We start from the raw sequence: 12,005 nt of genomic DNA, 5'->3' as shown, positions 1-12,005 counted from the left end.
GACAGGCTGTTGACGCATTTCGCTCGGTCGGCCTGACCTGCTTGCCAGAAGCGGCAAAATTCGGTAGTCTATTGGAGCACCAAGGAGTCCGCAATGAGCGTTCAAAAGCAATCCGTCAGTTTCACCGACACGGCCTACACATTTGCCAAGGAACTGGTCGAAGCTGGCGAGTACCCAAATATGAGCGCGGCGGTCTCGGGTGAGTTGGCGAAGGCCAAGGCAGAGCGGGATCGTGAACGGTCTTTGTTTGAGGCTGAATTGGAACGCCGCCTGTCTCTGCCACTCGACCAATGGGAACCCGTCGGCGAAGCGTCCGACGTCACGGCCAGCGCACGGGCCCATCTTGCCGCGATGGCCAAAAAGACCTGATGCGATTTATCAGGCATCCGTTCTTCGAACGGGACCTTATCGGTATCGTTGATCATATTGTTGAGGTGACCGATAGTGACGTTGCAGCCGCGAGCCGTCGCCTGGATGAAGTAGACGCGCTCTTAGAAGCGATTGCCTCAAATCCAAATTCAGGCGTCCGGCTGAACGGAAAACTGGATGGATGGCTCGTGCGCCATGGCGGCGCCGGTCAGCGACTGACCATCGTATTCAAACCGGATGCAGACGCCGGGCAGATTTATCTCGCTCTTGTCGCGTTCGGCGGCCGGGATTCGATGCGACTGGCGTCAGCGAGACAGGTGTTCGCTGGCTAGCCTTAGAGCCATGGAGTGGCGGAGAAGTTGTAGACCGGACCTTCGCTGCGCCGTGCGCGAACTGGTAGGATGCGGGACTTTCCCGCCTTTTGCGCCCGCGGCTGTTGCTGACGCAGCATGTCATTTCTTCAGCGGCATCCCTATCGCTGCCGTGCGGCAGATTTCTCAATACCGGACATTCCGATGGACTTGTGAACATGTCCGCCAAACTGCACCTAAAATGCAAGTCCGGCTTGAAAGCACATGTTGATCATCCCTGCGACAAACCCCTGCAAAACAATGGTTGAGCGGACTTTAGCCTAACGATCGCGCCAAGGGCGGGATAATTCACCAGCCGCCCCGTGGCGGACTTGAATACTGATCCGGGAGTGCTGATTTCAAGTGTATTCGAGGGAACTGGTCCTTCGAAGTTTTCTGGAGAAAACGAACATGCGTCGTGCAGCAGTTGGTACTATGATGGCCGCTCTGATCGCGGCTCCGGCCTTCGCCCTCACGGTTTCGGACGTCGATACCGATGGCGACAGCCTGATTTCCTTCACCGAAATGGCGGTGATGTATCCCGAGCTGACCGAAGAAGCCTTCGGCGCAGTCGACACCAGCGGTGACACTTTGGTGGACGAAGCGGAACTCGCGGCCGCACTCGAATCCGGGATGATCGAGGAGCCGGCCGAGTAACCCTTCTCGGTCAGGTTTTTCGCACTCAATCAAAGGATTGAAGAGATGGCTGTGAACATGCATGCGCCCAAGATGACCAACTGGTGGGTCTGGGGCGGAGCCGCAGTGGCCGCGATCGTCGTGATTGCCGCTCTGGGCTACGGGTATGATTGGTTCGGCGGCGGGGCCACCGATGAGGTGATCCCTGCGATCGAACAGACCGCGCCCGTGACTGAATAAGCTTCAAAAGCTTAAAAACAATACCCCGGCGGACGAAATTCGCCGGGGGTATTTGTCTCAGTTGTGTCGCTATTTTGGAGCCTATCGTTTCAATGGCCCGTGACCCCGGGACCTACTAGAGTAATCAAATGAACGCGGAATAGTAGCCCGCGTCAGGCATTCGAAATTCATCAAGACAAGGAAACTAAGTGTTCGATATATGGTTGCCGCTGGTCGGTGGTTTTGTCCTTTTGGTCGTGGGTGGCGATCTGCTCGTGCGCGGCGCTGTCCAGGTTGCCAGCCGGTTTGGCGTCTCTCCCCTTGTTATCGGGCTCACACTCGTTGGGTTCGGCACTTCAACCCCGGAACTCGTGACCTCGGTTCAAGCTGCGCTCATCGGCGCGCCCGGAATTGCCTATGGCAACATTGTCGGCTCGAACATCGCCAATATTCTGTTGATCCTCGGCGTTTCTGCAATCCTGTACCCGATGGCCATAGCCTCCACCGCCTTGCGACGGGACGGAGCGGTGATGGTTGCGGTTGCGGTGCTGTTTGCGACAGTTGCAGCCACGATGCCCATGGAACGCTGGTTGGGTGTGGTTTTCGTTCTTGCGCTTGTCACATATGTCTACATCGCCTTTCGGCAGGAAAGTCTGGCAAACACCAAGCTCGACCACGGGGCAATCTACGAAAAGAGCGTGGCACTTCAGTCGGTGGATCCCGGTACCGTACCGCCGATGGAACCATCCGGCTCGATCATGACACCGCTACTGATAACCGTGGGTGGTCTTGCGCTTGTCGTTTTGGGCGGAACCTTCCTTGTCGACGGGGCAGTCGCCCTGGCGCGGTCATACGGGATATCGGAGACCGTGACCGGCTTGACCATCGTCGCTGTCGGTACATCCTTGCCAGAACTCATAACATCCGTTTTCGCAGCAATTCGTAAGCAAGCCGATGTAGCGTTCGGCAACGTCGTGGGCTCGAACATCTACAACATCTTGTTCATCGGCGGCGCAACGGCGGTGATCGCGCCAGGCGAAGTTCCCGCTGAAATTGCAAGTTTCGACAACCTTGTCATGGTCGGCGTCTCTGTCGTGATCGTAATCTTCGCATGGACCGGTCTGAGGATCGCGCGATGGGAGGGCGCGGCGCTTTTCTCGGGATATTTGGGGTATCTTTATGTGCTCTGGCCGTGAATGGGCATCGCATCGGCGGACACGGTCCTCCAAATATTTTTCGCTTCAGTGATCTGAATTCACTACTTTCTATATTTCCTACTCGCTCTTGTTTTTGGCATTGAACGTGTCCATTTCTGCTATAGGCGAAACACTTTGGATCGCCACATCTCTGATGGAGAGAAAAATGAGTAGAGTCGCCATTGGTGCTCTTCTCGCGACCTTCGTAGCCTTCTCGGCTCATGCCATGAGTGCGCAGATCGATACTGACGGGGACGGAAAAGCATCCCTCGTTGAGCTTCAAACGGTCTTTCCCGATCTCACCGAAGATCTGTTTCTCGAAATCGACGCCAATGCCGATGGCCTGGTGGACGATGAAGAAATGATGATCGCGGTCGAAACCGAGCTGATCCCGGATATCGAAACGGACGTGTAATGCCTGGCCTTGGAGGTTGTGCAATGCACAAGCATGACAAGTTCAGATGGGTCTACGCATCTCTGGGCCTCTGGCTGGTCGTCTCTCCCTTCCTGCTGCTCGGCGGTCAAGCATCGCTGATGGACGCGCGGATTGGTGAGACAGCGGTTCTGATGCTTGGCGGTCTGGCCGCACTTTGGGTGGCGTGTTTGAACCACCCGCGGCAAGACCTGATGCAAGCGGTCGCCGGTCTGACATTGGGTTCGTCGTTGATCGCAGCGCCGCTGGCGCTTGGTCTCAACGAAAGCTCCGTGACTGTTTGGAACGCTCAAGTAATTGGTTCTGTGTTCGTGCTGAGCGCTCTTTTCGAGTTCTACGACCACTGGGCAGGCCACAACGTTCAGTGAACTATTTGGAGTGGGGCGATTGTCGCCCCACCCGCTTCCAACTCGGGGCCTATTGCGCCTCGTCAGGATCACACCTTGACAATCAAGAAGCTCCTAAAGGACCCAAAGGTCAGCCTGCGGACAATTGCGCCAACCGCACCGATCGCGCAGGCCATCACCATGCTGGCCGCCGACGACACCTCGGCCCTCCTGGTGACACATGACAACCAGACGATCGATGGCATTCTGTCGAGCAGCGATATCGTCAAGTACCTCGACGATCACAAGCAGGTCTCCGACGAAATTCTCGTGCTGGACGTGATGACAAAGGAGGTCATCGCCTGCGACGTGAAGGATCCCGTCCAGCGCCTTGAGCTGCTGATGACCCAGAACAATGTGCGCCACATTCCGATCACGGATGCCGGGTCGCCTGTTGCCCTGATCAGCATCATCGATGTGACCCGCCACCGGCTTTCAATGGCCGAAGGCGAGATGTCTCAGATGCGCGATTTTGTTAGCGGCGCCAGCTAGTGCCTTCGGCCCTCATGGCCAAGGTTCTCGAAATTTAACGTGTCGATTGTTTCGGCATGAAACCAACCAACTCTGAAAGGAACGACAATGACCAAGGGTAAAGGCGGCAAACGCGGCAACAAGGAAGCCAAGAAACCGAAGCAGGAGAAGCCAAAGGTCTCCGCCACAGCCAATTCTCTCGCAGGCAAGCCTGCACTGGAGATTGGCGGAAAGAAGCTGAAGTAAATCCGGCTTGCCGCTGCGGTGATCAACCTACCGCAACGAGGTTCGTCGCAAGACTGAATGGAGCACGCGCAAGTTTCGCGTGCTCCGGCAATGGCACTGAACCGTGGCAAGCGCCATTGCACCCGAATTTTGGCCATACCCATCGGAACACTCCAGAAGGAGCAATTCCAAATGTTTACGCCTCTACACGACCGCGTTCTGGTCCGTCGCATCGAAGGCGACGAAAAGACGAAAGGTGGCCTGATCATCCCCGATAGCGCCAAGGAAAAGCCCGCAGAGGGCGAAATCGTGGCCGTGGGCGCAGGCGCGCGGGACGACGACGGTGATCGGATCGCCATGGACGTTAAAACCGGAGACAGGATCCTGTTCGGCAAATGGTCCGGCAGTGAGATCAAGATCGACGGCGAAGACCTCATGATCATGAAGGAGAGCGACATCCTCGGCATCATCGCTTGACACCCTCTGTCCTCCCCTCATTTTTTTAGGAATACCGACATGTCTGCAAAAGACGTCAAATTTGGCACGGACTCCCGTGACCGCATGCTTAAGGGCATCAATACACTCGCCAACGCCGTCAAGGTCACGCTGGGCCCCAAGGGCCGCAACGTTGTCCTAGACAAATCCTGGGGCGCGCCGCGCATCACCAAGGACGGTGTGACCGTCGCCAAGGAGATCGAACTCTCCGACGCGTTCGAGAACATGGGCGCACAGATGGTCAAGGATGTCGCATCGCGCACCAACGACGAAGCCGGTGACGGCACCACGACCGCTACGGTACTCGCTCAGGCCATCATCAGGGAAGGCATGAAGTCGGTCGCGGCAGGCATGAACCCGATGGACCTCAAACGCGGCATCGACAAGGCCGTGGATGCCGTTGTGGCCGAAGTCAAGGCGATGTCGCGCCCGGTGGGCGACACCGATGAAATCGCCAAGGTCGGCACGATATCGGCCAATGGCGAGACCGCGATTGGCCAGCAGATCGCCGATGCGATGGCCAAGGTCGGCAACGAGGGCGTCATCACCGTCGAGGAAAACAAAGGGCTCGAGACCGAAACCGAAGTCGTCGAGGGCATGCAGTTCGACCGTGGCTATCTCAGCCCGTATTTCGTGACCGAGGCCGAAAAAATGACCGCGAGTCTCGAAGACTGTGTGATCCTGCTTCACGAGAAAAAGCTAACCTCGCTGGCACCGATGGTGCCTCTGCTCGAAGCGGTTATGCAAGCGGACAAGCAGCTCTTAGTTGTCGCCGAAGATATCGATGGCGAAGCGCTCGCCATGCTCGTGGTGAACAAGCTCCGCGGCGGCTTGAAGGTCGCGGGCGTCAAGGCACCTGGCTTCGGGGATCGTCGTAAGGCGATGCTGGAAGACCTCGCCATCCTGACGGGCGGTCAGGTGATTTCTGAAGAACTCGGTATCAAGCTCGAGAACGTCACTCTGGAGATGCTGGGTGTCGCCAAGAAGATCACCATCACGAAGGACGCAACGACCGTGATCGACGGGGCGGGCGACAAAGCGGCCATCGCCGCGCGCGTGTCTCAAATCCGCGCGCAGATCGAAGATACCACGTCGGATTACGACAAGGAAAAGCTGCAGGAACGTCTTGCGAAACTCTCAGGCGGAGTGGCAGTGATTAAGGTCGGCGGGGCGACCGAAATCGAAGTGAAAGAGCGCAAGGATCGCGTCGATGACTCCCTGAACGCAACCCGTGCGGCTGTCCAGGAAGGTGTTGTACCCGGAGGCGGCGTCGCGCTGGTCCACGCTGGAAAGGTTCTTGCGGGTCTCACGGGCGACAATGCAGACCAGACGGCGGGCATCGCGATCATTCGCAAGGCCCTCCAGGCACCGCTGCGGCAAATCGCCGAGAATGCCGGTGTCGATGGATCGGTCGTTGCCGGAAAGATCGCCGAGAACGCCAGCAAGACGTTCGGCTACGACGCGCAATTGGACCAATATGGCGACATGCTGAAGGCGGGCGTCATTGATCCCACGAAGGTCGTGCGCATTGCCCTTCAATACGCAGCCTCTGTGGCTGGCTTGCTTGTCACAACCGAGGCAATGGTTGCCGACCGGCCAACGAAGTTGGCAAGGACCGAAATGGCTGACATGGAAAGCATGATGTAGATGGTAACCCCGGACAGAAGGCGCTTCATTTGGCGGAGAAAGCTTAAATGTGACGGCACTCGGGGAGTGTTTTCACATCATGGCGAATTGCACCCACCTGAGACGGCCTGAATTCCGGGGGCCACATCCAACGGCTGTGGACGGCGGCTTTGCCGATACAGAGGAGCACCCACATGAATACACGATCAACCAAAACGAGTGTGACGTTTGCGAACCCGTTTTCCTTGCCCGGATATGTGGGTGAGTTGCCCGCAGGTGAGTACGAAGTCCTTGTCGAAGAGGAGCTTCTTCAAGGACTTAGCTTCGAGGCATGGCGGCGCACCTCGACCTTGTTGACGGTGCGCGGCAGTGGCAACCGTGCAGGGCGCACGGAACTGCGGGCTATCTCAGACAGTGACTTGAAAGCTGCGCTCAACCGAGATGCGGTGGTGGCGGACATCAGGCATCAGGGCGGCGCGGCGGTTACACCGCAAGAAAGAGATCAGTAAAACACGAACTTGGCGCGCGTGTTTCTTTCCTCTTAGTCGTCGCGCATCACCCAATAGGCGCCTGCAAGGGATAGCGCAATCACACCAAGCGCGGCGATCAGCCAGGGTGACGTCGTTGAGAGGTCAATGATCATGACTTTGCGGACCACGGCCATCATACCAATCAGAATGACTTCGCGCGCCTGAATGATTGTCGAATGCTCTCTTATATGCCGCAGGATCGAATTGCCGAACTCCAACGCAATTAGCACGGTCATGACCATGCCAAACAGCACCTGAACGGCGTGCAAGTTCTTCACATCCCAACTGACAAACACCGTGTCATAGATGCCGACGAACAATCGCGCCATGGCCAACAGCGTGATCAGGCCAACCGTCAAGACCAAGACGAGAATGACATAATACTCAAACGCATGGGCGGCTTTCAGAAGGGGATCCGAAGCATGCTCGTCGTGTTTCGTCTCATCCGCCATGCGTCCACGTCCATAACTATTTGGATAATATTAGATTTTTACCGTAGGCTAACGGAATGGAAACAATCAAGCCACTTGCAGCCTTCGACATCAACGAGGGGATCGCAGAACCAGTTGGACCCGCGCTAAGTGTTTTGGGCCCAGCCAGCGGGTATCGATGGCTACATTTTGACTTGCAAGACCAAGCCCTGCGCGCTTGGGTCGCAGAGCATCTTCCCGAGATCGCAGGGCGCGCGCTCCTGCAGAGTGAGACCCGACCACGTTGTGAGCGCTTCGAAGATGGGTTGATCCTGAACCTGCGTGGCGTGAACCTGAATCCGGAATCCGATCCCGAGGACATGGTGTCCTTGCGCATGTGGATCACGGGTACGGTAATCGTGTCTGCCCGGAAGCGCAAAGTCTGGGCCATGGATGCCATCCGCCAAGCCGCAGAAGCCGGAGCGGCACCTGCATCCGTAGGGCGTTTCCTCGCAGAGCTGACATATGGATTGACCAGCCGGATCGAAACCGTCTCTCTCGGGCTCGAAGAACAGACCGATGAATTGGAAGAAGCCATCTCGGAAGGTCGGTCTTTGCCTCCGGGAAAACTCGCGCGCATTCGGCAGGCGGTCATCAAAATGCGGCGATTCATCAATCCCCAACGAGAAGCCATTGCCGCGCTCTCAACACTCGACAACTGGATCATCGCACCAGAGGAATTGGCTCTGCTGCGTGAAACCGCCAACCGCACCCGTCGGATCGTCGAAGAACTCGACGCTACCCGGGACCGATTATCAGCCCTGCAAGACCACATCGACGCAGAGCGCGCCCATGCGCTCAGTCGCAACAGCTATGTGTTGTCCCTGGTTGCAGCGATCTTCCTGCCATTGGGGTTTCTCACGGGACTTTTCGGTGTGAATATCGCTGGGATGCCTGGAACGGAAGCACCTTTGGCGTTTTGGCTCCTGACAGCGGTGTCACTCGTGGGAGGCATCGCACTGTTCTTGATCTTCAAATTTTCGAAATGGCTCTAAGGGAGTAGACCGGACATATGGTGAAAAGTCTGCTGCCCCTCGCGGCCCTTTTGTTGGGGTCCGCCTTTTTGCTGTTCGCAGGCGGCGTGAACAGTCTGATTTTGCCCATTCGTGGGGAGACTGAAGGGTTCACAGCCGCCTCGCTTGGCTTGCTCGGGACTGGCTGGGCCATCGGATATGTCGCAGGTTGCCTGCGCACACCTGCGCTGGTGGCGCGTGTGGGCCATATTCGCGCTTTTGGGGCCATGTGTGCCATTGCAGCGATCGCGGTGCTTTTCTCTCTGGTGCTGATCACGCCCTGGGTTTGGATCCCGGTGCGCGCCCTGTCCGGGTTTTGCTTTGCCGGCGCGGCGATGATCGTTGAGAGCTGGTTGAACGAGCGGGCGGACGCATCCTCTCGCGGTCGTATTTTCGGCATCTATACGATGGTCAATCTCGCCGCGACTACGGCCGGTCAAATGGTCCTGACTTTGGGAGACGCCAACGGGTATTTTTTCTTTGTTTTGGCGGCCATGGTTTACTGTCTGGCCCTGCTCCCGACGGCAATTAGCGCGACGACGACGCCGCGCCCCTTGACCCAAGTCTCACTCAACTTGCGGGGTCTCTGGAAAAACTCGCCAATAGCCTTCTTTGCGGTTTTGATGGTGGGCATTTCCAACGCGTCCTTCGGGACCCTGGCCGCTGTCTACGCGGCACGCATCGGATTGAGCCTCAACCAGATCGCGCTATTCGCCAGCATTCCCATTCTGGCCGGTGCCGCCCTGCAAATTCCTGTCGGCATCGCGTCTGACACACTTGATCGCCGCAAAGTCCTCATCGGCATCACGCTTTTCGCGTTGCTGGCAGATGCGCTGTTCATTTTCCTGGCAGGCGCCAACCCCCAATTGGTGCTTGCTTTTTCCGCCCTCTTTGGTGCGACGGTGTTCGCGATGTACCCGGTGATTGTGGCCCACGCCAACGATCACGCCGAGCCTGGCTCCTACATCCAAGTCAGTGGCGGCTTGCTCCTGGTTTTTGGGATCGGCTCCATCGTCGGGCCTACGGTCGCAGGTTTTGCAATGACGAGTTTTGGGGCCTGGAGCCTCTTTGCGGTCACGGGGGCGGCACATGTGCTTCTGATCGCTTTTGCCCTCTATCGTTTGCGGACGGCGGCAGCTGTTACATCGGACAACAAAGTGACCTTTCAGATCAATCCCATGGCTCGTGCCTCGACGCCGGAAACCGCCGCCTTGGCCGCCAACCAATCTGAACTTGATGCAGACCAGCCTGACATGGCGATGCCGCAGACAGACGATGAAAACTTTAGAGGCAAGGAATGAAACGACCGTCCCGCGCTGAGTTGGGGGTTTCTGCCAAAACGAGCTAGTCGTTGGCCAAAGCTAACCAACCATGGCGCAACACAACCCCAACTCAGAATTCAACTGACGGATTCATGGCAAAACACGACACAACGGCTTGTACCGACAAAAGCTTTTGGTCCATGAGCTCCAACTCACACAAAAAACTGGGTACAAGCAAATGCGTTTGTCCGAATCTGAATGCCGAATGAGGCAAAACCGGCGGTTGGAGCGACCGCTACCAAATTCGAGTTCGTCCGCGATCTGTCAATTCGCCGCTAATTTCATGCTGTAGGCTGCACCAATGACCGTTTCTCTCGCCGCGCGATGGCATGACGGTTTTCGCTGACGCCGCATTTTTTACGCTGCGAGCGCACGCAGTATAAAAACACAATGGCCGGGTCGGGCTCTTCGGTTGCATTAGCTGCGGGCGACACGAACGTCAGCAATGTACGCCGGGTTCATTCAACCACACCAGCACAGCAAAAGGGGAGCCGTGGTCCCACGGCTCCCCTTTGGGTTCAGATTATCTCCCCCTCGCGCGCCGATTAGGCGACCAACGACAGCCCCGTGCCTGCATCCTGCGGCTGCTCACCGCTGTCGATGAACGGGATGATCGAGAAGGTCTGGCCACCGCGCTGTTCTTCGTTCTGGACGGCGTTGACACGCAGGTCGCCATCAGGCGTGTTGATCAGCAGCGACAGGTAGTCATTGCCCGTGCGGCTGCTCTTGGCCATCCAGGCCGAGCCGACGCGGATCGGCGTGCCCCGGGGCGAGCTGACTTCGATGCGGTAATCGGGGTGGGTCTCCTCGGTCTTGTAGCTGTTCTCGATCAGCATGAACTCCAGATCGAACATCATGTTGGCGATGTAGCCGGTGAAGGCGTTGTCGGCGTCCATGGCGGTGAGCTCGCCCGAGATCGAGCCGGATTTCATCAGGCCGTTCGAGACCAGCGGGATGATCTCGAATTCGCCGCTCTGGGCCGCGCGCGCCTCTTTCGTCTGCACCGCGTTGACCCGGAAGGGGCCCAAGCCGACATCGATCTGCATCGAGATGTAGGGGTTGCCGCTGGTGTTGCCGGTCTCGTTCCAGGCCGTGCCGATGCGCACCTTGCGGCCCGACCTGTTGATTGCCGTCACGTCAAAATCCGGGCTGCGTTCGGACATCTTGGCCCGTGCCTCCAACTGGATGGCGATGTCAAAGCGCGTCGAATGGATCATGCCGGTGTATTCGGCGGCTGCGGTTTCGGTGTTGCGGGTCAGGGTTCCTGCGAACATGGGATAGTTCCTTCTTGGATTGGCCGGTGCCTGACGTTCTTGCCAGCGCATCCGGGATTGCTTTCTCGACCCCTTGAGGGATCACAAACCAGAAAGCTCGCTTTCCTTTCAGCCCCGCCCACGGGTCAAAGCTGCCGTCCGAGTGGGAATGCCCCCGCGCCTCCGGGTGCTACGCCCCTCCCCTGCCCGTCTGGTCTTGATTGGTTGCCCGGATTTTCTGCGGCGTCCTTCGATTGCGCGACGAAGAACTCCGTTTCTTTTCCGTTCAACCGGTGCCCGCCCCGGTCGGTCAGACCGATGCAGCTACCATTCGGCACATAGGTGATGAGGTACTGACCGAGCCGGTCCTTGTGGACAACGTAGCCGGTATTGGCCCAATGCACGGTCTGGCCGGCATCAACGGCCGCCTTGATGTCTTCGAGTGTCATGCGAACCTCCTTACGAAGAATGGTGGGGAAACGACGCAAGAAGTCCGATCTTCCGACCGGGCTTCCATGCAAGATTTGTTTGGCAAACGGCCGAGAGCTGTCAGGCGCTTTGCGTGGCTTGCGTCGCGCGCGCCGCCATCCAATCCTTCAGGCCAAGAACCGTTCTTCCGGCGGCGACCTCGGAGGCCCAGGCAACCCTTGGGTCGCCGCAGGGCTCGGAGCCGGAATGCCGGTCGATTTGGCCATTGGCCATCCATGGCTCAGGCTGTATCCGTCGCAGCCAGTCCGCCATGCTCGGGATGCGGCCCTGGCAGTCTTCACGGATATGCTGCTCGCCGATCCAGCGCACGGGGATGTCGCGGCCTGCACTATTGGTCAGGGTCAGACCGAAGACACGTTCGGCCTCGAACATGCCTTGGGCGTGATGGCGCAAAGCTCTGTGCGTGAAGAGCGCGAGGTGCTCTTTCGAGGCGTCAAACCAATCGTGCACAGACTGATAGTCAGACGGCACCCCGCCGAATTTCCGGGCAGAGCTTTCAGCATGATGAAGCGGATGGGCCAT

The 12,005-nt window shown here is 57.8% G+C and carries 18 protein-coding genes; 14 read left to right on the top strand and 4 right to left on the bottom strand.

Features of this window, described 5'->3' with window-relative positions; genetic code table 11:
- Positions 1 to 93 precede the first annotated feature (93 nt).
- From FTO60_RS17005 to FTO60_RS16960, 12 genes are all read left to right on the top strand, one after another.
- Positions 94 to 369 (top strand): hypothetical protein, encoded by a 276-nt coding sequence (locus FTO60_RS17005; protein WP_009807941.1) that lies wholly within the window; start codon positions 94 to 96, stop codon positions 367 to 369.
- A complete protein-coding gene (locus tag FTO60_RS17000; RefSeq protein ID WP_148057240.1) occupies positions 369 to 701 on the top strand; it encodes a type II toxin-antitoxin system RelE/ParE family toxin in 333 nt (110 codons plus the stop codon). The genes FTO60_RS17005 and FTO60_RS17000 overlap by 1 nt, the downstream gene beginning before the upstream one ends.
- Positions 702 to 1,154: 453 nt before the next feature.
- Complete coding sequence (locus tag FTO60_RS16995) at positions 1,155 to 1,376, top strand: hypothetical protein (RefSeq protein WP_254696965.1); 222 nt, start codon at positions 1,155 to 1,157, stop codon at positions 1,374 to 1,376.
- Positions 1,377 to 1,421: 45 nt separating this feature from the next.
- Positions 1,422 to 1,595 (top strand): hypothetical protein, encoded by a 174-nt coding sequence (locus tag FTO60_RS17795; RefSeq protein WP_172623946.1) that lies wholly within the window; start codon positions 1,422 to 1,424, stop codon positions 1,593 to 1,595.
- Between the two features lie 188 nt (positions 1,596 to 1,783).
- Positions 1,784 to 2,770, top strand: coding sequence for a calcium/sodium antiporter (locus tag FTO60_RS16990; RefSeq protein ID WP_148057238.1), 987 nt, complete (start codon positions 1,784 to 1,786; stop codon positions 2,768 to 2,770).
- 166 nt (positions 2,771 to 2,936) lie between these two features.
- A complete protein-coding gene (locus tag FTO60_RS16985) occupies positions 2,937 to 3,185 on the top strand; it encodes a hypothetical protein (protein WP_148057237.1) in 249 nt (82 codons plus the stop codon).
- Between the two features lie 23 nt (positions 3,186 to 3,208).
- Positions 3,209 to 3,571: a hypothetical protein gene (locus tag FTO60_RS16980; protein ID WP_148057236.1), complete on the top strand. Its 363-nt coding sequence runs from the start codon at positions 3,209 to 3,211 to the stop codon at positions 3,569 to 3,571.
- A gap of 75 nt (positions 3,572 to 3,646) precedes the next feature.
- Positions 3,647 to 4,081: a CBS domain-containing protein gene (locus FTO60_RS16975; RefSeq protein ID WP_148057235.1), complete on the top strand. Its 435-nt coding sequence runs from the start codon at positions 3,647 to 3,649 to the stop codon at positions 4,079 to 4,081.
- Between the two features lie 87 nt (positions 4,082 to 4,168).
- Entirely contained in the window at positions 4,169 to 4,306 is a 138-nt protein-coding gene (locus FTO60_RS17790; protein WP_172623945.1) for a hypothetical protein, read from the top strand.
- A gap of 171 nt (positions 4,307 to 4,477) precedes the next feature.
- Positions 4,478 to 4,762, top strand: a complete 285-nt coding sequence (groES, locus tag FTO60_RS16970; RefSeq protein ID WP_148057234.1) for a co-chaperone GroES — start codon at positions 4,478 to 4,480, stop codon at positions 4,760 to 4,762.
- Between the two features lie 39 nt (positions 4,763 to 4,801).
- A complete protein-coding gene (gene groL / locus FTO60_RS16965; protein ID WP_148057233.1) occupies positions 4,802 to 6,427 on the top strand; it encodes a chaperonin GroEL in 1,626 nt (541 codons plus the stop codon).
- A 173-nt stretch (positions 6,428 to 6,600) separates the two neighbouring features.
- On the top strand, positions 6,601 to 6,915 hold the full coding sequence (locus FTO60_RS16960) for a hypothetical protein (protein ID WP_148057232.1): 315 nt from the start codon (positions 6,601 to 6,603) through the stop codon (positions 6,913 to 6,915).
- 32 nt (positions 6,916 to 6,947) lie between these two features.
- Here FTO60_RS16960 and FTO60_RS16955 read toward each other — a convergent pair whose 3' ends face one another.
- Positions 6,948 to 7,388: a phosphate-starvation-inducible PsiE family protein gene (locus tag FTO60_RS16955; RefSeq protein ID WP_148057231.1), complete on the bottom strand. Its 441-nt coding sequence runs from the start codon at positions 7,386 to 7,388 to the stop codon at positions 6,948 to 6,950.
- A 56-nt stretch (positions 7,389 to 7,444) separates the two neighbouring features.
- Here FTO60_RS16955 and FTO60_RS16950 point away from each other — a divergent pair, with 56 nt between their 5' ends.
- Both FTO60_RS16950 and FTO60_RS16945 read left to right on the top strand, forming a co-directional pair.
- A complete protein-coding gene (locus FTO60_RS16950; protein WP_148057230.1) occupies positions 7,445 to 8,401 on the top strand; it encodes a zinc transporter ZntB in 957 nt (318 codons plus the stop codon).
- Positions 8,402 to 8,418: 17 nt separating this feature from the next.
- Entirely contained in the window at positions 8,419 to 9,720 is a 1,302-nt protein-coding gene (locus FTO60_RS16945) for an MFS transporter (protein WP_148057229.1), read from the top strand.
- 566 nt (positions 9,721 to 10,286) lie between these two features.
- On the opposite strand, the gene FTO60_RS16940 is transcribed toward FTO60_RS16945, so the two are convergent.
- The 3 genes from FTO60_RS16940 to FTO60_RS16930 form a co-directional block, all read right to left on the bottom strand.
- Positions 10,287 to 11,015, bottom strand: a complete 729-nt coding sequence (locus FTO60_RS16940; protein WP_148057228.1) for a DUF736 family protein — start codon at positions 11,013 to 11,015, stop codon at positions 10,287 to 10,289.
- A 125-nt stretch (positions 11,016 to 11,140) separates the two neighbouring features.
- Positions 11,141 to 11,443, bottom strand: a complete 303-nt coding sequence (locus tag FTO60_RS16935; protein ID WP_089423635.1) for a hypothetical protein — start codon at positions 11,441 to 11,443, stop codon at positions 11,141 to 11,143.
- A 100-nt stretch (positions 11,444 to 11,543) separates the two neighbouring features.
- Positions 11,544 to 12,005, bottom strand: a complete 462-nt coding sequence (locus tag FTO60_RS16930; protein ID WP_148057227.1) for a hypothetical protein — start codon at positions 12,003 to 12,005, stop codon at positions 11,544 to 11,546.

The organism is Octadecabacter sp. SW4 (genome assembly GCF_008065155.1).
Classification (GTDB): Bacteria; Pseudomonadota; Alphaproteobacteria; order Rhodobacterales; family Rhodobacteraceae; genus SW4.
This window is presented reverse-complemented; position numbering and strand designations above follow the sequence as displayed.

What these genes read in the sequence shown, in the direction of transcription:
- groES (WP_148057234.1), top strand. Translation starts at nt 4,478, where the DNA reads ATGTTTACGCCTCTACACGACCGCGTTCTGGTCCGTCGCATCGAAGGC.
- FTO60_RS16985 (WP_148057237.1), top strand. Translation starts at nt 2,937, where the DNA reads ATGAGTAGAGTCGCCATTGGTGCTCTTCTCGCGACCTTCGTAGCCTTC.
- FTO60_RS16940 (WP_148057228.1), bottom strand. Translation starts at nt 11,015, where the DNA reads ATGTTCGCAGGAACCCTGACCCGCAACACCGAAACCGCAGCCGCCGAA.
- FTO60_RS17795 (WP_172623946.1), top strand. Translation starts at nt 1,422, where the DNA reads ATGGCTGTGAACATGCATGCGCCCAAGATGACCAACTGGTGGGTCTGG.
- FTO60_RS17790 (WP_172623945.1), top strand. Translation starts at nt 4,169, where the DNA reads ATGACCAAGGGTAAAGGCGGCAAACGCGGCAACAAGGAAGCCAAGAAA.
- FTO60_RS16950 (WP_148057230.1), top strand. Translation starts at nt 7,445, where the DNA reads ATGGAAACAATCAAGCCACTTGCAGCCTTCGACATCAACGAGGGGATC.
- FTO60_RS16995 (WP_254696965.1), top strand. Translation starts at nt 1,155, where the DNA reads ATGATGGCCGCTCTGATCGCGGCTCCGGCCTTCGCCCTCACGGTTTCG.
- FTO60_RS16955 (WP_148057231.1), bottom strand. Translation starts at nt 7,388, where the DNA reads ATGGCGGATGAGACGAAACACGACGAGCATGCTTCGGATCCCCTTCTG.
- groL (WP_148057233.1), top strand. Translation starts at nt 4,802, where the DNA reads ATGTCTGCAAAAGACGTCAAATTTGGCACGGACTCCCGTGACCGCATG.
- FTO60_RS17005 (WP_009807941.1), top strand. Translation starts at nt 94, where the DNA reads ATGAGCGTTCAAAAGCAATCCGTCAGTTTCACCGACACGGCCTACACA.
- FTO60_RS16945 (WP_148057229.1), top strand. Translation starts at nt 8,419, where the DNA reads ATGGTGAAAAGTCTGCTGCCCCTCGCGGCCCTTTTGTTGGGGTCCGCC.
- FTO60_RS16930 (WP_148057227.1), bottom strand. Translation starts at nt 12,005, where the DNA reads ATGGCCCATCCGCTTCATCATGCTGAAAGCTCTGCCCGGAAATTCGGC.
- FTO60_RS17000 (WP_148057240.1), top strand. Translation starts at nt 369, where the DNA reads ATGCGATTTATCAGGCATCCGTTCTTCGAACGGGACCTTATCGGTATC.
- FTO60_RS16960 (WP_148057232.1), top strand. Translation starts at nt 6,601, where the DNA reads ATGAATACACGATCAACCAAAACGAGTGTGACGTTTGCGAACCCGTTT.
- FTO60_RS16935 (WP_089423635.1), bottom strand. Translation starts at nt 11,443, where the DNA reads ATGACACTCGAAGACATCAAGGCGGCCGTTGATGCCGGCCAGACCGTG.
- FTO60_RS16980 (WP_148057236.1), top strand. Translation starts at nt 3,209, where the DNA reads ATGCACAAGCATGACAAGTTCAGATGGGTCTACGCATCTCTGGGCCTC.